Genomic DNA, 22678 nt, shown 5'->3' with positions numbered 1-22678 from the left:
TCGAGGAAACTTGGGGCGTCACGGCGTTTCCTTGAGAGAACCTGGCGCCTGGCCGCCCCCTTCGTGACCGTGCTGATCCTGCTCGGCCTGTGGCAATGGGCGGCGCAGACGATGTCCCCGGGCGTGCTGCCGCCGCTGTGGGACACCCTCAAGGCAATGCAGACCGGCATGAGCGACGGGCAGCTCTGGCGTGATTCGCTCATCACGCTCAGCAATGTGCTGATCAGCTTTGTTCTGGCCGTGGTTGGCGGGCTGCTGATCGGGCTGGCCGCGTTTCGCCTGCGGCTGCTCGCCGACCTGCTTCACCCGCTGATGGTGACGGTCGAATCGGCGCCGACCATCGCCTGGCTGGTCCTGGCCATTCTGTGGCTGGGTCTGGGGCAGGGGCCGTCGATCCTGGTCGGCGTCAGCATGGCGCTGCCGCTGATTTTCATCGCCACCCTGCATGCCCTGCAGCAAATCGACAACGACCTGCTCGACATGGCCCGGGTATACCATCTCGGCGCGCGCAAGCGCATGCAGAAGATCATCCTGCCATCGCTGGCGCTCACCCTGGCCGGCGCCGCCTCCGGCACGCTGTCGGTGGCGTGGCGCGGGGTCATCATGGCCGAGGCGTTTTCGAGTTCCTCCGGACTGGGGCCCTATCTCTGGGGAAGCTATCTTTACGGCGAAATCACACAGGTCTACGCCAGCATCCTGTGGATCGTGCTGCTCGGACTCGTGATCGAATACGCGCTGATCCACCCGGTGCGCCTGTGGATACTGTCCAGACTGCACCATGCCAGAACATGACCTCCCCTGAAGCCTCTGCAGAAAACGCAGCCCTGCCAGACTCCGGCGACATCCAGACAGCACTGCGCTTCGATCACGTCAGCCTGATCTTCGCTCAGGGCGGCGGCGTTTCCGACCTGAGCTTCGCAGTGCGCCGCGGCGAAATCCTGGGCATCACGGGGCAGAGCGGCTGCGGCAAATCCACCCTGCTGCGGCTGGTGGCCGGGCTGGCCGAAGCCACAACGGGACGCATCACGCGGAATTTCCATCGACTCGGCATGGTGTTCCAGGAGCCCCGTCTGCTGCCCTGGCTGACCGCGCTCGACAACGTCAGGCTCGTCCTGCCGGAAGATCAGGCTGCGGCGCGCGCGCAGGCGGCGCTCGCCGAGGTCGACCTCGCGCATGCCCGCGATCTCCATCCGGCCAAGCTCTCCGGCGGCATGGCGCAGCGCGTGGGCATCGCCCGGGCGCTGGCCATCGATCCCGATATGCTGCTCATGGACGAGCCCTTCGCCAGCCTGGACACCTTCACGCGCACGGCCTTGCTGGAGGTGATGATGCAGCGCACGCGGCAGCGCAATCTGACCACGCTGTTCGTCAGCCACGACGTGCGCGACATCGCCCTGCTGTGCGACCGCGTGATCGTGCTTCGCGGCCGCCCCGGACGGATTGCCGGCATTCTGTCCAGGCCGGTCGGCCCGGGCCGGCATCGCCGCACCCTGCTGGACTTCGAGCAGCAAATCCTCGAACACATCGGCGGATCGCCGGCACATGCCTCGATCCAACCGCGCTGCGCCGACAACGGCAGCAGCGGGGCAGCAGGGTAGCATTCGGGGGCGGCGCGCTTGCACCGCGCTGACTGCGCTCTCATGCCCACCCTGCTCTATCTCCACGGCTTTCGCTCGTCACCGCAATCCGCCAAGGCGCGCGCCACGGCGCAGCGCGTGCAGAGAATCAATGCACAGCGGGTAGCGCAAGGGGAGCCGCCCATCCGCTGGCTCTGCCCGCAGCTTCCGCCCTCGCCGCGCGACGCCATGACGCTGTGCCGCAACTTGCTGGGTGACACGTGCGGAGAAAACCTCAGTCTCATCGGCAGTTCGCTCGGCGGCTTCTACGCCACCTGGCTGGCGCACACCCTGCAGGCCCGCGCGGCGCTGCTCAACCCCGCAGTCGATCCTGCCCGCGATCTGCGCGGTCAGATCGGCAGCCTCACCGCCTGGCACGACCCGACGCTGCAATTCAACTTCACCGCCGCGCACGTGGACGAACTCCGCGCGCTGGAGGTCGGCGATCTGCGCGCGCCTGTCGCCGAGCCGCAACGTTACTACGTCATCATTGCGCAGGGCGACGAGGTGCTGGACTGGCGCGAAATGGCCGCACGCTACCGCGGCGCAAAGTGCGACATCCTGCCCGGCGGCGATCATGCGCTGTCCGATTACGCCGAACGACACCTCGACCCGGTCTTGCGGTGGTGCCTCAACCCCGCTTCAACTGAACTTTAAGGAAACTCATCATGCGACTTCAAGGAAACATCGCCCTGATCACCGGCGCGGCGCAAGGCATCGGCTTGGCCACGGCGCACAAATTCGCCGCCGAAGGCGCCAGCCTGGTGCTGTGCGACCGCAACCCCGACACGCTGAACCCCGTGGCCGACGCGCTGCGCGCCGCGGGCACGCCGGTGCTGGCGCAGGCGCTCGATGTCTCCGACCGTGCCGCGTTCACCGCATTGGTCGACGGCGCCCTCGCCGAGTTCGGGAAAATCGACACCCTGGTCAACAACGCCGGCATCACCCGCGACGCGCGGCTGGTGAAAATGACCGACGAGCAGTTCGACGCCGTGATCGACGTCAACCTGCGCGCGGTGTTCCGCTGCACCCAGATCGTCGCGCCGCACATGATCGAGCGCGGCAGCGGCGCCATTCTCAGCGCCTCCAGCGTGGTCGCGCTGTATGGCAACTTCGGCCAGACCAATTACGCCGCGACCAAGGCCGGCATCATCGCCATGACCAAGACCTGGGCGCGCGAACTCGGACCCAAGGGCGTGCGGGTGAATGCAGTGGCGCCCGGCTTCATCCAGACGCCCATGCTCGCCACCATTCCCGACAAGGTGATGGCACAAATGGCCGAGCGCGTGCCGCTGCGCCGTTTGGGGCAGGCCGAAGAAATCGCCAGCGTCTACGCCTTTCTCGCCAGCAGCGAAGCCAGCTATATCAGCGGCGCGGTCATCGAGGTCGACGGCGGCATGACTCTATGAATGTTTTGTTCGAAGACGCCGGCAAATTCCACGCCGGTCGCATCATGAGCGAGGCCGAGTCCAGTCTGCAGGTCGAGCTCGATTCGGGCAAACGGCAGAAGATCAAAACAGCGCAGGCGCTGGTGCGTTTCGACAAGCCCGCGCCCGCCGAGCTGATGGCCTGGGCGCAGGCGCAGCAGGACGAGATCGACCTCGATCTGCTGTGGGAATTCGCCCCGGAAGACGAATTCCATTTCGATCAGGTCGCCGCCGACTACTACGGCGGCACGCCAGACGGCGGCCAGCGCGCGGCCATCCTGCTGCGGCTGTTCGGCGCGCCGCACTACTTCCAGCGCCGCGGGCGCGGCGGCCAGTTCCGCAAGGCGCCCGCCGTGCAGGTGCAGGCGGCGCTGGCGGCCATCGCCCGCAAGGAGGAGCAACTGCGCCAGATCGAGTCCTTCGCCGCCGAGCTGGCCGCAGGCCGCTGCCCGCAGCCCATCGCGGAAAAGCTCTATCAAATCCTGTTCAGGCCCGACAAGAACAGCCCGGAATACAAGGCCGTGGCGCTGGCGGTGAAACACACCGGCCACGGCGCGCTCACCCTGCTGCGCGACGCCGGGGCCATCGCCTCGCCGTGGACCTTCCACATGCAGCGTTTTTTGCTGGAACGCTTTCCCAAGGGCACGGCGTTTCCGGCGCTGCCGATGCCGGCTTTCGACGAGGCATTGCCGCTGGCGGCGGCCCCTGCATTCAGCATCGACGATTCGGCGACCACCGAAATCGACGACGCCTTCTCGCTGCAATGGCTGGACGATGGCCGGGTGCGGCTCGGTATCCACATCGCCGCACCTGCACTGGCTTTGACGCGCGACTCCGCCTGGGAACAGGTCGCGCGCAACCGCCTGTCCACCGTGTACATGCCGGGCGACAAGATCACCATGCTGCCCGACGACCTGGTGCAGGCCTTCACCCTGCAAGCCGGACGCGATTGCCCGGCGCTGTCGCTCTATTGCACCGTCGGCAGCGACCTGCAGCCCGTCGACTTCGAAACCCGCGTGGAACAGGTGCGCATGGCCAGCAATCTGCGCCACGATCAACTCGACGCCGTGGTCACCGAGGAAGCCCTCGCGGCTGACCCGGCGGCGCAAGGCTATCCCCATGCGCGGGAACTCGCGTGGTTGTGGACTCTCGCGCAGCAACTCAAGCGCGGACGCGAACAGGTGCGCGGCAAACCCGAGCGCGCCGGCGGGGTGGACTACACCTTCCGCATCGACGGCCTGGATCAAGGCGCGGAAAACGCCACGGTGCGCATCGAGCCGCGCCGCCGCGGCGCGCCGCTGGACACCATCGTCGCCGAGCTGATGATCCTGGCCAACGCCACCTGGGGCGGCTGGCTGGCCGAACTGGGCATGCCCGGCATCTACCGCAGCCAGAGCGGTTTCGGTGCCAATCTGCGCACCCGCATGGGCCTCAAGCCCGCGCCGCACCAGGGCCTGGGCGTGGCGCAGTATGCCTGGTGCACCTCGCCGCTGCGGCGCTATGTCGATCTGCTCAACCAGGGCCAGCTCATCGCCTGCGCGCGCTTGGGCAAGACCGCGCTGCTGCAGGCGCCGTTCAAGCCGCGCGACCCGCTGCTGTTCGCCATCGTCGAATCCTTCGAAGACACCTACAAGGCCTACGCCACGCACCAGTCGGCGCTGGAACGCTACTGGACGCTGCGCTACCTGGCCCAGCAGGGGCAGGACACCTTCGAGGCCAGCGTGCTGCGCGAAGGCGCGGTGCGCGTGGACGGTCTGCCGCTGGTGTTCACCGCCGTGGGCGCGCAAGACCTGCCGCGCAACACGCGGGTGCGGGTGCAGATCACCGGAACCGACCTCATCACCCTCGAAGTCTTCGGCCGCGTGCTCGGCCAGCTCGACACCCCGCAACAAGCCGTCGAGCCCAGCGCAGAAGCCAACGAGGAAGACGAGGACGCCGTGGAACTGGCCGCACCCATCAGCGTGGCGGTGGACGCTGACGCGCCCGAAGCCGAAGAACCCGCATCCTCCGACCCGCAGGCTTCATAAAATCGCCGCCACCCGACTCATCCGCCTTCTCCGTGCCCGCCGCCCTACGCCTGCGCTCTCCCAGCTCCCTGCAATGGGCCCTGATCGCCTCGATCGGGGTGCATGCCGCGTTGCTGAGCCTGCGCTTTGCCGCGCCCGAGACCTTCAACCGCCTGTTCGACAATGCACCGCTCGACGTCGTGCTGGTCAACCAGCGCACCGCAGACGCCCCGGCCAAGCCGCAGGCCGTCGCGCAGGCCAATCTCGACGCGGGCGGCAAGGCCGACAAGGGCCTGGCCACCACGCCGCTGCCCTACACCGCCGACGTGTCGCTCGGCGACGCGGCGGTCAACCAGCAGCGCACGCTCTCGGCGCTGGAGCGCAAGCAGCAGCAGTTGCTCACCCAGGTGCGGCAGCAGATCGTGCAACTGGCGCAGACCGTGCGGCAGGAAAACGATCCCCAGACCCGGCAGGCGCTGGAGCAAAAGCGCCGTCAACTGCTCGACATGCTCGGCGCCATCGAACGCCAGATTCAGCAGCAGAACGCCAGGCCGCGCCGCCGCTACATCGGCCCGTCCACGCGCGTAGCCGCCTACGCGCTGTATTACGACAGACTGCGCACCAAGATCGAAACCCTGGGCACGCGCGAGTTTCCGCAAAGCGGCGGCCAAAAGCTGTACGGCAGCCTCATCATGTCGATCACCATCGCCGCCAACGGCCGGCTGGTTTCCACCGAAATCGTGCAAAGCTCGGGCAACCCCACGCTCGACCGCCAGGCGCGCGCCATTGTCGAGGCCGCGCAGCCGTATGGCCGCTTCACCGACGCCATGCTCAGGCAGGCCGATCAGATCGTGGTGATCTCGCGTTTTCGCTTCACCCGCACGCAGGGTCTGGAAACCGCGGTGCAGGCGCCGCAAAGCCCGGCTCAGGCCACACCCTGACCGCAGACATTTCCATGACTTCTACGCAGCCCCCGCTCTACGCCGTGTTCGGCAACCCCATCGCTCACAGCCGCTCGCCACGCATCCACGCCCTGTTCGCCGAGCAGACCGGCGTGGCGCTGCGCTATGAAGCCCGGCTCGCCCCGGTGGATGGCTTCGAAGCCGCGCTCGACGCCTTCCACGCCGAAGGCGGTCGCGGCGCAAATGTCACCGTGCCGTTCAAATTCGACGCCTGGCGCCTGTGCGCTCGCCGCAGCGCGGCGGCGCAACTGGCGCAGGCGGTGAACACCCTGGGCTGGGACGAAGGCGGGCTGTGGGGCGACAACACCGACGGCATCGGCCTGGTGCGCGATCTGGCGCGCGTGCTGGGCGCCGATGCGCACCGCCCCTTGCAGGGCCAGCGCGTGCTGCTGCTCGGCGCCGGCGGCGCGGCCAGCGGCGTGCTCGGCCCGCTCCTCAAAGCCGGTGCACGCGCCATCGCCCTGTGCAACCGCAGCGCCGACAAGGCGCAGGCACTGGCCGCGCGCCACAGCGCCCTGGCCGCGCAGCACGGCGCCGATCTGCAAGTGGTGTTCGAGCCGCCCGCACATTGGGCCGACGGCGTCATCAACGCCACTGCCGCCAGCCTGGGGGGCGCAGCGCTCGACCTGCCCGAGGGCGTGTTGCGCCCGGGCCGCTGGGCCTACGACATGATGTATGGGGCGCAAGACACGCTTTTCGTCGCGCAGGCCCGCGCCGCGGGCGCCAGCGCCTGGGACGGCCTGGGCATGCTGGTGGAACAGGCCGCGCAGAGCTACACCCTGTGGCACGGCGAAGCCCCCGACACCGCCCCGGTGCTGGCTGCGCTGCGCGCCGAACTCACCGCATCGCAAACGTCCTGACCATGTCGTCGCGCGTCGCCGCGCCGCTGTGGCGGCGCCTGCTCAAGCTGCTGGTGCTGTCCATCCTGGTGCTGCAGGCCTATTTCGCCCTGCGCATCGCACTGTGGAAGATCATTCCACCGTCGAGCACCACCTTCATGCGCGCCGCCGAACTGCGCATCCTCAAGAGCGGGGACAAGGTCGAATGGAAGCACGACTGGATCCCCTACGACGCCATCAGCCCGCACCTCAAACGCGCCGTCGTCGCCTCGGAAGACGCCACCTTCCTCAGTAACGACGGCGTGGACTGGGATGCCATACGCAACGCCTGGGATCGCAACCACAGCCGCGCCTTCGAGCGCAGCGGCAAGGTCGTCGGCGGCTCGACCATCACCCAGCAGCTCGCCAAGAACCTGTTCCTCTCGCCCGAGCGCGACTATCTGCGCAAGGGGCAGGAGCTCATCATCACCTTCATACTCGAAGGCATACTGGGCAAGCGCCGCATTCTGGAGATCTACCTCAACAGTGTGGAATGGGGCAACGGCATCTATGGCGCGCAGGCTGCGGCGCAAACCTACTTTCACACCAGCGCCGCGCGCCTCACCCCGGCGCAGGCCGCGCGGCTGGCCGTGATGCTGCCCGCGCCGCGCATCTACCAAAAGCGCCTGTACTCGCCTTACATGAACGCGCGCACCGCCGTGATTGCCGCGCGGCAGTGGGAGGTGCAGATTCCGCGCTGAGAACGTGCCGAATGGACCTCCCTCCCCACTTGTGGGGAGGGTTGGGTGGGGAGCTTCGCAGCCTTCCCGGTCAGCCCCTGGCCAATTCGGCAAACGCGCCGTCCGCCGCCTGCAGAGTAGCCTCGATGACCCCGTCATCGTGCGCCGCCGAGACGAAACCCGCCTCATACATGCTCGGCGCCAGATACACCCCGCGATCCAGCATGGCGTGGAAGAAGCGCTTGAACACCTCGACGTCGGCGCGGGCCATGTCGGGATAGTTGCGCGGCAGTTCGGCCGAGAAATAGAAACCGAACATGCCGCCTTCGCTGTCGGTGCGGAAGGTCACGCCATGCCGGGCCGCGGCGGCTTCCAGGCCCTGCATCAGTTTCTGCGTCGCGGCGCTGAGTCGCTCGTAAAAGCCGGGTTGCCGGATCAGGCGCAGTTGCGCCATGCCCGCGGCCACCGCCACCGGGTTGCCCGACAGAGTGCCAGCCTGATACACCGCGCCCAGCGGCGAGAGCTTGTGCATCACATCGGCGCGGCCGCCGAAGGCCGCCAGCGGCATGCCGCCGCCGATCACCTTGCCCATCACCACCAGATCGGGGCGGATGCCGTACACCTGCTGCGCACCGCCCAGCGCCACGCGAAAACCCGTCATCACCTCATCCCACACCAGCAGCGCGCCGTGCTCGGTGCAAAGCTCGCGCAGACGCTGGTGCCAGGCCTGCGTGCCGCGGATGAAGTTCATATTGCCGGCGATGGGCTCGACCATCACGCAGGCGATCTCGTGACCCTGCCGGGCAAACAATTCCTCGATCTGGGCGATGTTGTTGAACTCCAGCACCAGCGTGTGCCGGGCCAGATCGGCCGGCACGCCGGCGGAGCTGGGATTGCCGAAGGTCAGCAGGCCCGAACCGGCCTTGACCAGCAAGCTGTCGGCGTGGCCGTGGTAGCAGCCCTCGAACTTGACGATGGCATCGCGCCCGGTGAAGCCGCGCGCCAGGCGGATGGCGCTCATGCCCGCTTCGGTGCCGCTGGACACCAGGCGCACCATTTCGACCGCGGGCATGAGCTGGCAGATGGCTTCGGCCATGTCGATTTCGTCGGCCGTGGGCGCGCCGAAACTCAGCGAGCGAGTCGCGGCGCGCTGGACGGCCAAGGTGACCTCGGGATGCGCATGCCCGGCAATCATCGGCCCCCACGAACCGATGTAGTCGATGTAGCGCGTGCCCTCGGCGTCGATCAGGTAGGCGCCCTCGGCGCGGTCGATGAAGCGCGGCACGCCGCCGACCTGGCGGAAGGCCCGCACCGGCGAGTTCACCCCGCCAGGGATGGTGCGCTGGGCGCGGTCGAAGAGTTGCAGATTGGTCATGATGCCTATTTTTGAATAGAACAGTGGACGCTGACGCCAGTCGAACGTCCCTGGATTTCACTGCAGGGTCGGCGAGCCCGGCTCGCCCGGCATCTCGTCTTCCTCGTCGGTGGGCTGGGCCCAGAAGAAGCGGTCGGGCACGACCTGCCCCATGCCGGGGCGATAGCCGAAATCGAGGCAATGATCGAGGTATTCGATGGCCTCGTGCACCGCCTGATCGAGCTTGGCGCCATTGGCGAGTATCGCGGTGAGCACCGCCGACAGGGTGTCGCCCGCGCCGGTGAACCCGGCCTCGAACAGATCGAAGCTCTCGCGCAAAAGCACCCGCCGCGGGCTCATCAAGACGTTCTCCACCTTGCCTTCGCTGGCCACGATGCCCGTCACCAGCAGGTATTGCACGCCCAGTTGATGCGATTTGAGCATCAGCGCGTCGAGCGTGGGGGGGGCCTCGGCATCCCATTCGGGCAACAGCAGTTGGGTGAGCGCGCTCTGGTTGCCGGTGAGCACGCGCGTCTGCGGCAGAATGACATCCTGCATCGCCTTGATGTAATCGTCGGTCTGCGACTCGTCGAGCACGTGGAAATTGCCGGCATAGGTGACGAGCGGCACCTGGCTGTAGTCAGCCAACAGTTCGGCCACGGCATTGACCACATCGACGCTGCCGAGGAACCCGACCTTCCAGGCGGAAATTTGGACGTCTTCGAGTACGGCGCGCGCCTGCTCGACCACCGCATCGGCCTCGATCTCGATGGTGTCGAAGATCTCCGCGGTGTCGCGCACCCAGAGCGCGGTCGTGACAGGCAGGGGATGGCAGCCCACCGCCGAGCACGACGCCAGGTCGGCCGCAAGCCCCGCACTGCCGCTGGGATCGGCGGCGTTGAAGAACATCACGGCGGGAGGGGATTCTGTGGATTCGGTCATCATGCTGGCATGGTAGTGCGGCTTCAGGATGGCGCAAGCCCGACCGAGCTCGATCTTGACGCGAACCCTGCCGCCGGCCTTGATCGCGCGCAGCAGTCCTCCCCATGTGGGTCAAAATGCAACAGCGCACCATAGAATCGTTGAATCTTCTCCTCTACCCCGATACGCTGTGGACAAACAAGAGTATTGCAGTTGGATGTGCCTGATTTGCGGCTTCATTTACTTTGAAGCCGAGGGGCATCCGGCAAGTGGCATTGCACCGGGTACGCGCTGGGCCGATGTGCCGATGAACTGGACCTGCCCCGAGTGCGGCGCCCGCAAAGAAGATTTCGAAATGGTGCCGGTCTAGACGGCGCCATTTTTGAGAAGGTGCCGGTCTAGCCGGCGCCATTTTTTAAGAAGGTGCCGGTTTGATCGGGAACGGCAAGTCACCGTATTTTTCCTTTCCTCTCCTTTCGAAGGATGTGCATGGTTGCGCCTACCAGCCCATTCAAAGTGTTGGTCATCGATGACAGCAACACCATCCGCCGCAGCGCCGAAATCTTTCTCAAGCAGGCAGGCTACGAGGTGCTGCTCGCCGAAGACGGCTTCGACGCCCTGTCCAAGGTCAACGACCACAACCCCGATCTGATCTTCTGCGACATCCTGATGCCCCGGCTCGACGGTTACCAGACCGTGGCCATCATCCGGCGCAGCGGCAAGTTTTCCCACATCCCCATGGTCATGCTCTCCAGCAAGGACGGGGTGTTCGACAAGGCGCGCGGCCGCATGGTCGGCGCGCAGGACTACCTGACCAAACCCTTCACCAAAGACCAGTTGCTCGACGCGGTCAAGCGGCACCTGAATGCCCATCAGCCCGCCGCCGCGACCGGCACCTGATCGACCCGCACGATCATTGCACCTGACCGTTTTCCATTCCTGAACCGCCATGCCCGTACACAATATCCTCGTCGTCGACGATTCCAAGACCGAGCTGTATTTCCTCTCCGATCTGCTGACCAGGCACGGCTATTCGGTGAACACCGCCGAGAACGGCGAGCAGGCGCTGGCCCTGCTCGCCGCCGCCAAGCCCGACCTGATTCTGATGGATGTGGTGATGCCGGGGCAGAATGGCTTTCAGCTCACCCGGCAGATCACGCGCGACCCGGCCTACGCCGGCATTCCGGTCATCATGTGCACCAGCAAGAAGCTCGAAACCGACAAGGTCTGGGCCATGCGCCAAGGGGCGTCCGACTACGTCATCAAGCCGGTCGACGCCACCGTGCTGCTCGACAAGATCCGCAGCATCGCCTGACCTGCGCTGAAATTCCTCCTGACCTTTCCTTTCCTCGACCCTCACGCCACCGGCTGCGCCATGTCCCGAGCTTCGCTGCGCGAATTCCAGACCCATCTCGCCCAACGCCTGGCGGCCGCGCAGAGCGGGCAGGCTCCCTCGCGCTGGCTGGCCGTGATGGCCGGGCAGTGGCGTTTGCTGCTGCCTCTGGAGTTTTCCGGCGAGATTTCGCCGGTGCAGCACTGCGCCCCGCTGCCCCATGCCCGACCCTGGTTTCTGGGGTTGACCAGCCTGCGCGGCCAGGTCTGCGGCGTGGTGCACCTGGGCCGGTTCCTGGGCGCAGCCGACAGCGCGCCGACCGCGCAGGCGCGGCTGATCCAGTTCGCCCCCGCGCTCGACATCAATGTCGCCTTGCTGGTCGATCAACTGGTTGGGCTGCGCAGTCCTGAGCAATTGCAGAGAGTTCTCGGCATCGAGGATCAGGGTTCTGGCGAAGGCTCCCACCCGTGGCTGGGGACGACTTACCGCGATGCCGAGCAGAACCTCTGGCATGAAATCGATCTGCTGGTCCTGGCCGAAAACGAGCAATTCCTGAGCGTCACCTGAACCTTTCGAGCGCCGCGATGCTGTCGCACCTGCGCATGGCCCCATTTCTGTCAACCGTCCCTTGGTTTGCATCCCTGCGGTTTGCATCCTTCACTTGAAACACGTCTTTCGGAGCAGTCATGTCCTTACTCTCGTCCCTTTTCGGAAAGAAAAACAGCGCCTCTGAAGGTGACACCGAAATTGCCCCGACGGCACTCGCCCAGGGCGGACAGGAAACCCTGCAGATCGATTCCAGCATCAGCGATCCCGCCGCTGCGCTGCATCAGGCCCAGGGCAACCGCCCGCTGATTCTGCGGCTGCCGGTCATCAGCCGCATGCCGCTGGCGCAACAGCAGCGTTTTTTTGGCGTGTTGCTCATCATCTCGCTGGTGCTGCTCGGCCTGACCCTGGTCGTGGTGCTGCGCGGCACCTCCGATGCGGCGCGGCAACTGGAGGCTTCGGGCGCCGCGCTGACCCAGTCGCAGCGTCTGGCGCGGGCGATGAATGCGGCGCTGCTGGGCAACAAGGACGCTTTCGCCACCGTGCGTTCCAGCGCCGAGGCGCTGAAAAACCAGGTCGCCGTCCTGCAGCAAACCGGCGCACCCGCAGGCGCCCGAGAGATGCTCGACAAAATCGTCCCGGCAGCCCAGACGAGCGTGAAAAACGCCGAGCTGCTCGTCAAGCAGGAGGGCGTGCTCACCACCACCGCCCAGCAGCTCGCTGACATCAACCGCCAGACCGATGCCCTGCTCGACAGCGCCGAGACGCTCACGACCTTGCTGCTGCAGCAGCATGCGCCGTCTGCCAACATCAACGCCGCGAGTCAGCTCACCATGCTGACCCAGCGCATCGACAAATCGGCCAACGCCTTCCTCTCCTTCCAGGGCGTGCGGCCCGAGGCCGTGTTCACCCTGGGCAAGGATCTGAGCACCTTCAACGATCTGACCAAGGGACTGTTGAACGGCAACGCCGACCTGCAGCTCACTGCCCTCACCGACCCGCAGGCGCGCCAGCAACTGCAAGGCCTGATTGAGACCTACGCCAAGACCGAAGCCGCCGCCCGCAAGCTGCTGGCCAATCTGCCCAGCCTGGCCTCGGCGCGCGAGGCGCAGAACGCAGTGCTCACCGCATCGGGCCTGTTGTATCAAGACCTCAGCCAACTCCAGAAACTGTATCTGGCCCGTACCGGGGTGAACGGGTCGGCGGTTCTGTTCATGACCCTGCTGGGTCTGCTGGCCGTCATCGCCGCGACCGACCTGATCTACATCCTGCTCAACGACGCGCGCCAGCGCGCCACCCTGGTGGAATTGCAGCGGCGGCAGACCGAGCGCCAGGAACTCGAAGCCCGGCGCACCAACGAGTCGAATCAGGCCGCCATTCTGCGGTTGATGAACGAACTGCAGACGGTGGCCGAAGGCGACCTCACGCAGCAGGCCACCGTGACCGAAGACATCACCGGCGCCATCGCCGACTCGGTGAACTACACGGTGGAAGAACTGCGCAACCTGGTGGGGCAGGTGCAGCAGACCGCAGACCAGGTGATCGAAGGCGCGGCACAGGCGCAAACCACTTCCGAGCGTCTGATGCAGCAGGCCGACGAGCAGCTCCAGAAAATTCGTGAGGCCGGCCAGTCGGTGCTCGGCATGGCGCAGCACATCAACCAGGTGTCGGAGCAGGCGCAGCAATCGGCGCAGGTGGCGAACCAGTCGCTGCAGGCCGCCGAACAGGGCCAGCGCGCAGTGCGCAATTCCATCGACGGCATGAACAGCATCCGCGAGCAGATTCAGGAAACCTCCAAGCGCATCAAGCGGCTGGGCGAATCGTCGCAGGAAATCGGCGAAATCACCGAGCTGATTTCCGACATCACCGAACAGACCAACGTGCTGGCGCTGAACGCCGCCATTCAGGCCGCGTCTGCGGGTGAAGCGGGCCGCGGTTTCTCGGTGGTGGCCGAGGAAGTGCAGCGCCTGGCCGAACGCTCGGCCGAATCCGCCAAGCAGATCGCCGCGCTGGTGCGCACCATTCAGACCGACACCCAGGACGCCGTGGCGGCCATGGAAAAAAGCACGCAGGGCGTGGTCGAGGGAGCCAAGCTGGCCGACAACGCCGGCGGCGCGCTCGCGCAGATCGACCAGGTGTCGCGCCAGCTCGCCGACCTCATCACCCAGATTGCGCAGCAAACCCAGATCGAGGCCAGCTCGGCCAACGAAGTGGCCGAAAACATCCAGACCATTTTCACCGTGACCGAGCAGACCTCCGAAGGCACCCGCTCCACCGCCTCGCTGGTGCGCGAACTCGCGCGTGTGGCCGACGATCTGCGCCAGTCCGTCTCCCGGTTCAAGATCAACTGACCGATCCGCCGCATTCACATCCCAGCGTCCCCACCCACGCCCGTTCCTCGCGTTTTCCGGCATGAACACAGTCTTAGCTTCGAACCTCGCCGTGGCATCCGCCCCTGAGACGGACATGGGGCCTCTGGCCTGGCTGCTCGATCAGATCAGCGACAACCTGCAATCCGCCCGCACCGCGCTCAAGCGCGCCGCGCAACAGCAGGACGACGGCGTGCTCGGATCGGCCCAGGCCGAAAAAACCGGCCTGCGCTCTGCCCGCACCCAGGTGCACCAGGCGGCAGGCGCCATCGAACTGCTGGGATTCTTCGGCGCAGCCAAACTGATGCAGGCAGCCGAGAACGCGCTGGACCGATTGATCGACCAACCGGAAAAACTCGACCACGCCGCACTGCAGCGCTTCGATGCGGGTTTCAACGCCCTGATCGATTTCCTCGAAGCCCACCGCGCCGGAAAGAACGAACCGGCGCTCAAGCTGTATCCCCAGTACCGCGACCTGATGGAACTGGCGCAGGCCGAACGCATCCATCCGGCCGACCTGTGGGACTACGACTGGACCTGGCCCGAAGCCCCCCCCACAGGCCAAGGCACCGCTTCCCCCCCTCGCCCCCTCACGCCCGAAGACCGGGCGCAGTTCGAAATGGCCTTGCTGCACGTCCTGCGCGGGCAACAAACGTCGCAGGCGATGCAGTCCCTCGATGCGGTGGCCCGGCGCGCGCAGGAGAACAGCGCTGGCCCGACCGCCAGCCTGTGGTGGCTGTCGCGCGGCCTGTTCGAGGCCATCGGCCACGGCCTGCTCGCCCCCGATCTGGACATCAAGCGACTGCTGGGCCGCCTGAACCTGCAACTGCGCAACCAGTTGCAGGGGCAAAGCCCAGCTCCGCAGCGACTCGGCCACGATCTGATCTTCTTCTGCGCCCAGGCGCTGCATGAAGGCGACGCTTCGGCACGGTCCCTGCCGATGCTGCGTGCCCTCGACGACCGCCTGCACCTCGCCGCTGCGCCATTTGCCGACTACCGTCAGAGTCACTTCGGCCTGATCGACCCCGCCCTGGTGCAACAGGTGCGCAAGCGCGTGCAGATCCTGCGCGACGCCTGGGGCGCGCTGGCCGGTCATGTGCAGAGCCACCTCGATCCCACACGCATGGCCCGTCTGGTCGAGCTCACCCAGGCGCTGGAGCAACCCCTGCGCGCGCTCACGCCCGGCAGCGAAGCGCTGCCGCGCTCGCTCGCCGCCCTGTTCAGAAAAATCAGCGCGCACAGCGACTTTCTCACTCCCGAGCGCGCGCTCGATGTGGCCACCGCCATCCTGTTTCTCGAAATCACTTTCGCCCATTTCCGTCCCGAAGAGCAGCGATTTCTCGAACGCGCACAGATTCTCGCGCGCCGCCTCGACCAGAGCACCAGGGGCGAAACTCCCGACCCGCTGGCCGACTGGATGGAAAACCTGTTCCGCCAGGCCTCCGAGTCGCAGACCCTGGGCAGCGTGGTACAGGAACTGCGCGCCGACATGAACACCGTCGAGAAATTGCTCGACGCCTATTTCCGCGATCCCTCGCACAAGCCCGATCTGGCGCAGGTGCCGCACCTGCTGTCGCAGATGCGCGGCGTCTTTTCCGTGCTCGGAGTCGACGTGGCCAGCCAGGCACTGAGCCATCTGCGCACGGAAATCGACCGTCTCATGGCCGAAGATGCGGCGACCGACAGCCAGCGCTTCGATGCCCTGGCCAGCAATATCGGCGTGCTCGGCTTCCTGGTGGACATGCTGTCCTACCAGCCCGAGCTGGCCAAGACGCTGTTCGTGTTCGACGACGACAAAAAAGAGCTGCGCGCCGTCGTTGCTTCCACCCGGCGCACCGCCCCGCCCAGCCTGCAGCAGGATGTCGAGCAAGCGGCGCAGCAACTCAAGGACGACATCGCGCAGGGTCTGCCCCCCGAACAGACCGAGCAGCGTCTGGCCCAGTTGCGCGCCGAGGCCGCCCTGGCTGGGGTGCCCGATCTGCCTGCGCAACTATTGAGCGCGCCGGGCGAGGCCGTTGCCGCACCATCGGCCGCACCGTCCATCGCACCGATCGCCGCCCCCATGCCCCCGGAGATGGCCAGCGCGCCAGCGCAGCAGACTCCTGCGGCACCCGCCGAAACTGCCGCCGCCAGCGAACCCATCCCCCCGTCCACAGAGCCGGAAGAAGGCGCCGAAAACGAACTGATCGACATCTTTCTGGAAGAAGCCCGGGAAGTCATCGGCAACGGCCAGGAACTGCTGCAACGGCTGCGCGCCCATCACGACGATGAAGACGCGCTCATCAGCCTGCGCCGCGCCTTTCACACCCTCAAGGGCAGCTCGCGCATGGTCGGCCTGCGCGACTATGGCGAAGCCGCCTGGGCGCTCGAACAAGTGTTCAACCGGCAGATCGCCGACCAACACCGGGCCACGCCGGCATTGCTCACCCTGGCTGAATACGCCCTCGGCCAGCTCGGCGCCTGGACGGCGGCGATCCAGCAGGGTCAGGCCGAGGCCTTCGGCAGCGAACCGCTGCGCCGCGCCGCCGAGGCCTACGCCGCCGGAGAATCCGCCGCGCCGCAGCAACCCATCCAGACCGAGCCCCCCCAGATCGAACCGGCGCCTGCCGAGCCCGCGCCCGAAGCCGCCGCTCAACAGGTCTTCGCTGCCGAGCCATCGGCGGCCGAAACCCAAGCCGAAGCGCTGCCCGTCCTGCAAGACGCTCTGGAAGAGCCGGCTTTTTCTGCCGCAACGGCCGCCGTGCCGCTGGAGTCACCCAGCGGCATCGAGGCGCCCGAAGTTTTGATCGAGGCGCACGAACCCACCGACTTCAATGCCCTGTTCGAAGGCATCGACCTCGAACTGCCGCAACCCGCTCCGGCGCCCGAGCCAACGCCTCCGGTCGAGATGCCCCAGGTCGAGATGCCCCTGGTCGAAGAAGCCGACATGGCCGCGTTCGAGGCCGCCGTCTCGGCCCAGCAGATCACCCCGGCCGATACCAGCGTCAGCGCCGCGCCGCCGGCAGACGAGGGCGACCGCGGTTACCGCCAGATCGGCGATCTGCGCATCCCCACCCCGCTCTACAACATCTACCTGGCCGAGGCCGACGAGCTCTCGCGCCAACTGCACGGCGCCATCCACGACTGGCTGGCCGACCCGGCCCAGCCCCCGGATGAAGTGGCCATCATCTCGGCACACAAGCTCGCGGGCAGCTCCGCCACCGTCGGCCTGCGCAGCGTGGCCGATCTGGCCAGCCACACCGAGCATGCGCTCGACGCCCTGCGCGACCTGCCCGCAGGCGCCGCACCTCCCGCCGACCTCGATGCCCTGGCGCAGGCCTGCAACGACATCAAACAACTGCTGCACCAGTTTGCCGCAGGCTTCCTCAAACCCGTACAGCCCGAACTGCTCGCCCGGCTCGAAGCCCTGCAGGAAGCCGCGCAGACGCCCAGCGCCGAAGCACCTGTCCAGACTGAACAAACAGCCCAAACTGCCGCGCCAGAGTTCACGCCGGCTGCCCACGAGCCTTCCTGGGCTGCGGCTTCGGAACCGCAAGCGCCAGCCCCCGAGCCACCAGCCCCCGAGCCGCTTGCGCCACCGGAACCCACCCCGCCGCCACAGACGGGCGCAGCGCCGTTTTCCGCACCCGCCGATCAGCTCGTCGATGCCATCGACCCCGACCTGTTTCCGATTTTCGAGGAAGAAGCCAATGAACTGCTGCCCACCCTGGCCGCCAGCCTGCGCCAGTGGGAGCAGCATCCTGCCGACACCGCACCTGCGGCGCAGGCGATGCGGTCCTTGCACACCCTCAAGGGCAGTGCACGCATGGCCGGCGCCATGCAGCTCGGCGAATTGGCGCACCGCCTCGAATCCGACATCGACGCCCTGACCGCCAACGCCCCCGTCGGCGAGGCCGACCTGGCCGAACTGCTGAACCGCTTCGACCATCTCAATTCCCGCTTCGACCGGCTATGCGCCGCGGCGCAGCGCGGCGAGAGCCAATTGGCCGACCTGCCTGCGGCGGCCCTGTCCGAGGTTTTCATCCCGGCCCCCGAGCCCGATACCGCGCCCCCGGCCCAGCCGCAAGCCGGCGCCGAGACGGTCACGGCCGCGCCCGTCTTCGCCGCACCCCAGGTCACGGCCCCGGCAACCCGCACCCTCACGCCGCGCATCGCCGCCCAGCCCGTGCGGGTTCGGGCCGGCCTGCTCGACCGTCTGGTCAATCAGGCAGGTGAAATCACCATTTCCCGCGCCCGGCTGGAAAACGAGTTCGGCGCCATCCGCGGCTCGGTCGCCGATCTGAGCGACAACCTCGAGCGCCTGCGCCAGCAGGTGCGCGAAATCGAAATCCAGGCCGAGGCGCAGATGAGCGCGCAGGTCCAGGCCGCGCGCGACGAAAACCGCGACTTCGACCCGCTGGAATTCGACCGCTTCACCCGCACACAGGAACTCACCCGCATGATGGCCGAGTCGGTCAACGACATCGCCATGGTGCAGGGCACGCTCGGCCGCCTGCTGCGCGAAGTCGACGACGACATGACCCGCCAGGCCCGCCAGACCCGCGAGCTGCAGCGCGACCTGCTGCGCACCCGCATGGTCGAGTTCGACAGCCTGTCCGAGCGCCTCTACCGCACCGTGCGCCAGGCTGCCAAAGACCTGAACAAGGCAGTGCGGCTGGAAATCGTGGGCGGCACCATCGAACTCGATCGCGGGGTGCTCGAACGGGTTTCCGGCAGCTTCGACCATCTGCTGCGCAACGCCGTGGCACACGGCATCGAAACCCCGGAGGAACGGCGCGCGGCGGGCAAGCCCGAAGTCGGCACGATCACCCTGAGCCTGCGGCAGGAAGGCAACGAAGTCGTCATCACCCTGGCCGACGATGGCCAGGGGCTGAACTACGCCGCCATCCGCGCCAAGGCCGAACGGCTCGGCCTCGTCACCCCCGAGCAGGCGCTCTCCGACGACGAACTCGCCCAACTGGTGTTCCGCCCCCACTTCAGCAGCGCCGAGAGCACCACGGCGGTGGCCGGCCGCGGCGTCGGTCTCGACGTGGTGCGCACCGAAGTCAGCGCCCTGGGCGGCCGCGTGCTGCTCGACAGTCAGCCCGGCGCGGGCACGCGCTTCACCCTGCTGCTGCCGCTGACCACGGCCATCACACACGTGGTGCTGCTGCGCATCGGCGCCGCGGTGTATGCCGTGCCCGCCAATCTGGTGGACATCGTGCTGCGCTTCAAACCCGAGCAGATCGCCAGCGCCGCGCGCGCCCAGAGCATCGAGTATGCCGACAGCACCCTGCCGTTCTACTGGCTGGACGCGCTGCTCGGGCAGTCTGGCGCCAGCAGCGAACCCTTCGGCAAAAGCGTGCCGGTGGTGGTGATCCGCAGCGCCACGCAGCGCGTGGCCATCCAGGTCGATGAAGTCCTGGGCAGCCGCGAAGTGGTGGTGAAAAACCTGGGGCCCCAGCTCGCGCGCGTGCCCGGCCTGGCCGGCATTTCCGTGCTGCCCGACGGCGAGCCCGCGCTAATCTACAACCCGGTGGCGCTGGCTGCCATCTATGGAGACGATGCACACGCCCGCATGCAGGCCGCGCAGCTCGCTCCTGCGCCCCACGACGAAGCGCAGGCTGCGCCTGCCGAGCCGCTGATCGCCAGCGCGGAAGCGGCGAGCGGCGGCGACGTGGCACAGGCCGCCAGGAGCGGCAGTCCGCTGGTCATGGTGGTCGACGACTCCATCACCGTGCGCCGCGTCACGCAGCGCTTCCTGCAGCGCAACGGTTATCTGGTGCAGCTCGCCAAGGACGGCCTGGACGCCCTGGAGCAACTGCAGCAGACCAGCACCCTGCCCGACGTCATCCTGCTCGACATCGAAATGCCGCGCATGGACGGCTTCGACCTCACGCGCAACCTCCGCGCCGATTCGCGGCTGCAGAAGCTGCCCATCATCATGATCACCTCGCGCATCGCCGACAAGCACCGCAATTACGCAGCGCAGCTCGGGGTGGATCACTATCTCGGCAAGCCCTATTCCGAGACCGAGCTGCTCGAACTCATCCGCACCTTTACCCAGTCCGCAGCGGATCACTGAGCCTTCATCACCGAATAGCGCTCGAGCGTTTCAGCCCGCGCCAAATCGTGTCGCACGATCGGCGCGGGGTAGTTTTCTCCCAGACGTACCCCTGCCGCCTGCAGCAGCGCCGTCGGCGCCTTCCACGGCGCGTGAATGTCCTTGGAAGAAAGCTGCGCAAGCTCCGGCAGGTAGCGGCGGATGAAATCGCCTCTGGCATCAAACTTTTCGCTTTGTGCCACCGGGTTGAAAATGCGGAAATACGGTTGGGCGTCGCAGCCACTGCTGGCGGCCCATTGCCAGCCACCATTGTTGGCCGCCAGATCGAAATCGTTGAGATGGTCGGCAAAGTAGCGTTCGCCCCAGCGCCAGTCGATGCCCAGGTCTTTGGTCAGAAAGCTCGCCACCACCATGCGCAGGCGGTTGTGCATATAGCCGGTCTGCTTGATCTGGCGCATGGCCGCGTCCACCAGCGGATAGCCCGTGCGGCCCTCGCACCAGGCGGCGAACTGCGCCGGGTCATTGCGCCACTGAATGCGGTCGTAAACCGGTTTGAACGCCCCATGCACCACCTGCGGATGATGAAACAGAATCTGGAAATAAAAATCGCGCCACACCAGTTCCGACAGCCAGACCCGCGCCCCTTCACTGCCCGCTTGCTGCCGCGCCCACGCCATCGCGGCCAGTTCGCGCACCGACACCGTGCCGAAGCGCAGGTGCACCGAGAGGTAGCTCGGCCCCTTGCGCGCCGGAAAATCGCGCGCTTGGTCGTAGTCATCGATACGGCGCAGAAAATCGCCCACCAGCTCCCGCGCGCCCGACGCGCCCAGCGGCAGTTTCAGCTCGCGCAGATTCGTCGGCGCAAAACCCAACTCAGCGAGTGTGGGCAGTGCATGTCGCAGCGCAGCAGGCAAAGAGGCCAGACGCCCGGCGCTCAGTTCACCCTCCCAAGGATGCTGCGGCTGGGCGGCATAACGCGCCAGCCAGGCCGTGCGATAAGGCGTAAATACCGAATACGGCTTGCCCTGGGCGGTGAGTACCTCGTCGCGCTCGAATATCGTGTGCTCCTTGACCGTGTGCAGCGCCCGGCCGTCTCGCTGCAATGCGCGCTCGACAGCGGCATCGCGCTCACGCGCCTGGGGTTCGTCATCGCGGCCGCAGAACACCGCCTGGGCGCCCAACGCGGCGGCCAGGGCCGGAATCGCCTCACGCGCGCTGGCATGGCGCACGATCAGCGCCGCGCCGCGTTCGCGCAAGATGGCGTCAATTTCCTCGACCGCCGCCAGAATGAACTCCACCCGCCGATCCGCCTGCAGCCCGCGCTGCAACAGCGCATCGAGAATGTCGCGGTCGAAGACGAAGGCCAGCGCCACCCGGTCGCAGGCGCGCAGCGCGGCGCTGAGCGCTGCGTGGTCGTGCAGCCGCAGATCGCGCCGCAGCCAGACCAGGCCCAGCGGCAGACGCCGGGCGCGCGGCGATTCGCAGCAAAAGGAGGTTTCGCAGGTCATCGGCATCCACCACGTCTCACCAAAACACACCATAGCCCAAGCCCGGCGGCGGTGTGCGGTAAGCGCGATAAACTCCACTCCATGAACCCACGTCCCGACGCTTCCAATCTGAGCAACCAGTTTTTGATCGCCATGCCCGGCCAGGTCGATGAGAACTTTGCCGGAACCGTGGTGTATGTCTGCGAGCACTCGGCGCGCGGCGCGCTGGGATTGATCATCAACCGCCCGTCAGACATCACCGTCAAGGAATTGTTCGAGCGCGTGGGGCTGGATGCCTCCGGCCTGCCCGCAGCTCAGCCGGTGCTGCAAGGCGGCCCGGTGCAGACCGAGCGCGGCTTCGTGCTGCACGAAGCCACCGAAACCGCCTTTGCCTCCAGCCTCGACATTCCCGGCGGGCTGCAGATGACCACGTCCAAGGACGTGCTCGAACGCATGGCCGCCGGCGGCGGCCCGGCGCGCAGCCTCATCGCCCTGGGCTATTCAGGCTGGAACGCCGGCCAGCTCGAAGAAGAACTTGCGCAGAATGGCTGGCTCACCGTCGAGGCCGACCCCATCGTGCTGTTCGACACCCCGGTGGAGGCGCGCTTCAACGCCGCCATGGCGCTGCTGGGCTTCAACCCCGCCATGCTGTCGCAAACCGCAGGACATGCCTGACATCACCGTGCTCGGTTTCGACTGGGGCGCCAAGCGCATCGGCACGGCGGTGGGCAACAGCATCACCCGCAGCGCCACCGCGCTGCGCACACTGCGCGCCGATCGCAACGACCTCAAGTTCGACGCCATCGCCGCGCTGATCCGCGAGTGGCAGCCGCAGCAACTCGTGGTCGGCCTGCCCCTGCACCCTGACGGCGCCGCGCACGCCCATACCGCCTGCGCCCAGCGCTTCGCGCGCCAGCTCGAAGGTCGCTTCAGCCTGCCGGTGGCGCTGGTGGATGAACGCTACACCTCGGTCGCCGCCGAAGACGAAGGCGCCGAAGATGTAGATAGCGCCGCCGCCCGGCTCATCGTCGAACAATACCTGCAGCAACGCTGACC

The 22678-nt window shown here is 66.8% G+C and carries 19 protein-coding genes; 16 read left to right on the top strand and 3 right to left on the bottom strand.

The window, feature by feature from the left end:
* The first annotated feature begins 63 nt into the window (after positions 1-63).
* The 8 genes from RBR52_RS10255 to mtgA are packed head-to-tail and all read left to right on the top strand — an operon-like array spanning position 64 to position 7590.
* The gene (locus tag RBR52_RS10255) at positions 64-792 is read left to right on the top strand and encodes an ABC transporter permease (protein WP_320377105.1); all 729 of its coding nucleotides are present in this window, start codon (positions 64-66) and stop codon (positions 790-792) included.
* Complete coding sequence (locus RBR52_RS10250) at positions 789-1598, top strand: ABC transporter ATP-binding protein (protein WP_320377104.1); 810 nt, start codon at positions 789-791, stop codon at positions 1596-1598. Before RBR52_RS10255 ends, RBR52_RS10250 begins: the two co-directional genes overlap by 4 nt.
* 42 nt (positions 1599-1640) lie before the next feature.
* Positions 1641-2273 (top strand): YqiA/YcfP family alpha/beta fold hydrolase, encoded by a 633-nt coding sequence (locus RBR52_RS10245; protein ID WP_320377103.1) that lies wholly within the window; start codon positions 1641-1643, stop codon positions 2271-2273.
* An 11-nt stretch (positions 2274-2284) separates the two neighbouring features.
* Positions 2285-3025: a 3-oxoacyl-[acyl-carrier-protein] reductase gene (gene fabG, locus RBR52_RS10240; protein ID WP_320377102.1), complete on the top strand. Its 741-nt coding sequence runs from the start codon at positions 2285-2287 to the stop codon at positions 3023-3025.
* Positions 3022-5070: a ribonuclease catalytic domain-containing protein gene (locus tag RBR52_RS10235; RefSeq protein WP_320377101.1), complete on the top strand. Its 2049-nt coding sequence runs from the start codon at positions 3022-3024 to the stop codon at positions 5068-5070. The genes fabG and RBR52_RS10235 overlap by 4 nt, the downstream gene beginning before the upstream one ends.
* 32 nt (positions 5071-5102) lie before the next feature.
* Entirely contained in the window at positions 5103-5990 is an 888-nt protein-coding gene (locus RBR52_RS10230; RefSeq protein ID WP_320377100.1) for a TonB family protein, read from the top strand.
* A 14-nt stretch (positions 5991-6004) separates the two neighbouring features.
* The gene (gene aroE, locus RBR52_RS10225; RefSeq protein ID WP_320377099.1) at positions 6005-6871 is read left to right on the top strand and encodes a shikimate dehydrogenase; all 867 of its coding nucleotides are present in this window, start codon (positions 6005-6007) and stop codon (positions 6869-6871) included.
* A 2-nt stretch (positions 6872-6873) separates the two neighbouring features.
* Positions 6874-7590, top strand: a complete 717-nt coding sequence (gene mtgA / locus RBR52_RS10220) for a monofunctional biosynthetic peptidoglycan transglycosylase (protein WP_320377098.1) — start codon at positions 6874-6876, stop codon at positions 7588-7590.
* Between the two features lie 70 nt (positions 7591-7660).
* Here mtgA and hemL read toward each other — a convergent pair whose 3' ends face one another.
* Together hemL and RBR52_RS10210 are read right to left on the bottom strand one after the other, a co-directional pair.
* A complete protein-coding gene (hemL, locus tag RBR52_RS10215; RefSeq protein ID WP_320377207.1) occupies positions 7661-8947 on the bottom strand; it encodes a glutamate-1-semialdehyde 2,1-aminomutase in 1287 nt (428 codons plus the stop codon).
* 54 nt (positions 8948-9001) lie between these two features.
* Positions 9002-9865 carry a hydroxymethylpyrimidine/phosphomethylpyrimidine kinase gene (locus RBR52_RS10210; protein ID WP_320377097.1) on the bottom strand — a complete coding sequence of 288 codons (864 nt, stop codon included), beginning with the start codon at positions 9863-9865 and terminating at the stop codon, positions 9002-9004.
* A gap of 196 nt (positions 9866-10061) precedes the next feature.
* Here RBR52_RS10210 and RBR52_RS10205 point away from each other — a divergent pair, with 196 nt between their 5' ends.
* From RBR52_RS10205 to RBR52_RS10180, 6 genes are all read left to right on the top strand, one after another.
* Positions 10062-10214 carry a rubredoxin gene (locus tag RBR52_RS10205; protein ID WP_320377206.1) on the top strand — a complete coding sequence of 51 codons (153 nt, stop codon included), beginning with the start codon at positions 10062-10064 and terminating at the stop codon, positions 10212-10214.
* 119 nt (positions 10215-10333) lie between these two features.
* Positions 10334-10744, top strand: a complete 411-nt coding sequence (locus RBR52_RS10200; RefSeq protein WP_320377096.1) for a response regulator — start codon at positions 10334-10336, stop codon at positions 10742-10744.
* Positions 10745-10793: 49 nt separating this feature from the next.
* On the top strand, positions 10794-11159 hold the full coding sequence (locus RBR52_RS10195) for a response regulator (protein WP_320377095.1): 366 nt from the start codon (positions 10794-10796) through the stop codon (positions 11157-11159).
* A gap of 60 nt (positions 11160-11219) precedes the next feature.
* Positions 11220-11744 (top strand): chemotaxis protein CheW, encoded by a 525-nt coding sequence (locus tag RBR52_RS10190; protein WP_320377094.1) that lies wholly within the window; start codon positions 11220-11222, stop codon positions 11742-11744.
* Positions 11745-11863: 119 nt separating this feature from the next.
* On the top strand, positions 11864-14074 hold the full coding sequence (locus RBR52_RS10185; protein ID WP_320377093.1) for a methyl-accepting chemotaxis protein: 2211 nt from the start codon (positions 11864-11866) through the stop codon (positions 14072-14074).
* Positions 14075-14135: 61 nt separating this feature from the next.
* A complete protein-coding gene (locus tag RBR52_RS10180) occupies positions 14136-20156 on the top strand; it encodes an Hpt domain-containing protein (RefSeq protein ID WP_320377092.1) in 6021 nt (2006 codons plus the stop codon).
* Here RBR52_RS10180 and RBR52_RS10175 read toward each other — a convergent pair.
* Positions 20150-21643, bottom strand: a complete 1494-nt coding sequence (locus RBR52_RS10175; protein ID WP_320377091.1) for a deoxyribodipyrimidine photo-lyase — start codon at positions 21641-21643, stop codon at positions 20150-20152. The genes RBR52_RS10180 and RBR52_RS10175 overlap by 7 nt on opposite strands.
* Before the next feature lie 81 nt (positions 21644-21724).
* Between RBR52_RS10175 and RBR52_RS10170 the strand changes: the two genes are divergently transcribed.
* Positions 21725-22297 (top strand): YqgE/AlgH family protein, encoded by a 573-nt coding sequence (locus RBR52_RS10170; RefSeq protein WP_320377089.1) that lies wholly within the window; start codon positions 21725-21727, stop codon positions 22295-22297.
* A complete protein-coding gene (gene ruvX, locus RBR52_RS10165) occupies positions 22290-22676 on the top strand; it encodes a Holliday junction resolvase RuvX (RefSeq protein WP_320377088.1) in 387 nt (128 codons plus the stop codon). The genes RBR52_RS10170 and ruvX overlap by 8 nt, the downstream gene beginning before the upstream one ends.
* The last annotated feature ends 2 nt before the right edge of the window (positions 22677-22678 follow it).

It is taken from the genome of Thiomonas sp. (assembly GCF_034007205.1).
Classification (GTDB): domain Bacteria; phylum Pseudomonadota; class Gammaproteobacteria; order Burkholderiales; family Burkholderiaceae_C; genus Thiomonas.
The sequence above is the reverse complement of the archived record's forward strand: the minus strand, read 5'-3'. Positions and strand labels throughout refer to the sequence as shown.

Coding starts and splice junctions, on each gene's coding strand:
- mtgA (WP_320377098.1), top strand. CDS start 6,874: ATGTCGTCGCGCGTCGCCGCGCCGCTGTGGCGGCGCCTGCTCAAGCTG.
- RBR52_RS10250 (WP_320377104.1), top strand. CDS start 789: ATGACCTCCCCTGAAGCCTCTGCAGAAAACGCAGCCCTGCCAGACTCC.
- RBR52_RS10200 (WP_320377096.1), top strand. CDS start 10,334: ATGGTTGCGCCTACCAGCCCATTCAAAGTGTTGGTCATCGATGACAGC.
- RBR52_RS10195 (WP_320377095.1), top strand. CDS start 10,794: ATGCCCGTACACAATATCCTCGTCGTCGACGATTCCAAGACCGAGCTG.
- RBR52_RS10190 (WP_320377094.1), top strand. CDS start 11,220: ATGTCCCGAGCTTCGCTGCGCGAATTCCAGACCCATCTCGCCCAACGC.
- ruvX (WP_320377088.1), top strand. CDS start 22,290: ATGCCTGACATCACCGTGCTCGGTTTCGACTGGGGCGCCAAGCGCATC.
- RBR52_RS10175 (WP_320377091.1), bottom strand. CDS start 21,643: ATGACCTGCGAAACCTCCTTTTGCTGCGAATCGCCGCGCGCCCGGCGT.
- RBR52_RS10170 (WP_320377089.1), top strand. CDS start 21,725: ATGAACCCACGTCCCGACGCTTCCAATCTGAGCAACCAGTTTTTGATC.
- fabG (WP_320377102.1), top strand. CDS start 2,285: ATGCGACTTCAAGGAAACATCGCCCTGATCACCGGCGCGGCGCAAGGC.
- RBR52_RS10245 (WP_320377103.1), top strand. CDS start 1,641: ATGCCCACCCTGCTCTATCTCCACGGCTTTCGCTCGTCACCGCAATCC.
- RBR52_RS10205 (WP_320377206.1), top strand. CDS start 10,062: ATGTGCCTGATTTGCGGCTTCATTTACTTTGAAGCCGAGGGGCATCCG.
- RBR52_RS10180 (WP_320377092.1), top strand. CDS start 14,136: ATGAACACAGTCTTAGCTTCGAACCTCGCCGTGGCATCCGCCCCTGAG.
- aroE (WP_320377099.1), top strand. CDS start 6,005: ATGACTTCTACGCAGCCCCCGCTCTACGCCGTGTTCGGCAACCCCATC.
- RBR52_RS10185 (WP_320377093.1), top strand. CDS start 11,864: ATGTCCTTACTCTCGTCCCTTTTCGGAAAGAAAAACAGCGCCTCTGAA.
- RBR52_RS10235 (WP_320377101.1), top strand. CDS start 3,022: ATGAATGTTTTGTTCGAAGACGCCGGCAAATTCCACGCCGGTCGCATC.
- RBR52_RS10210 (WP_320377097.1), bottom strand. CDS start 9,865: ATGACCGAATCCACAGAATCCCCTCCCGCCGTGATGTTCTTCAACGCC.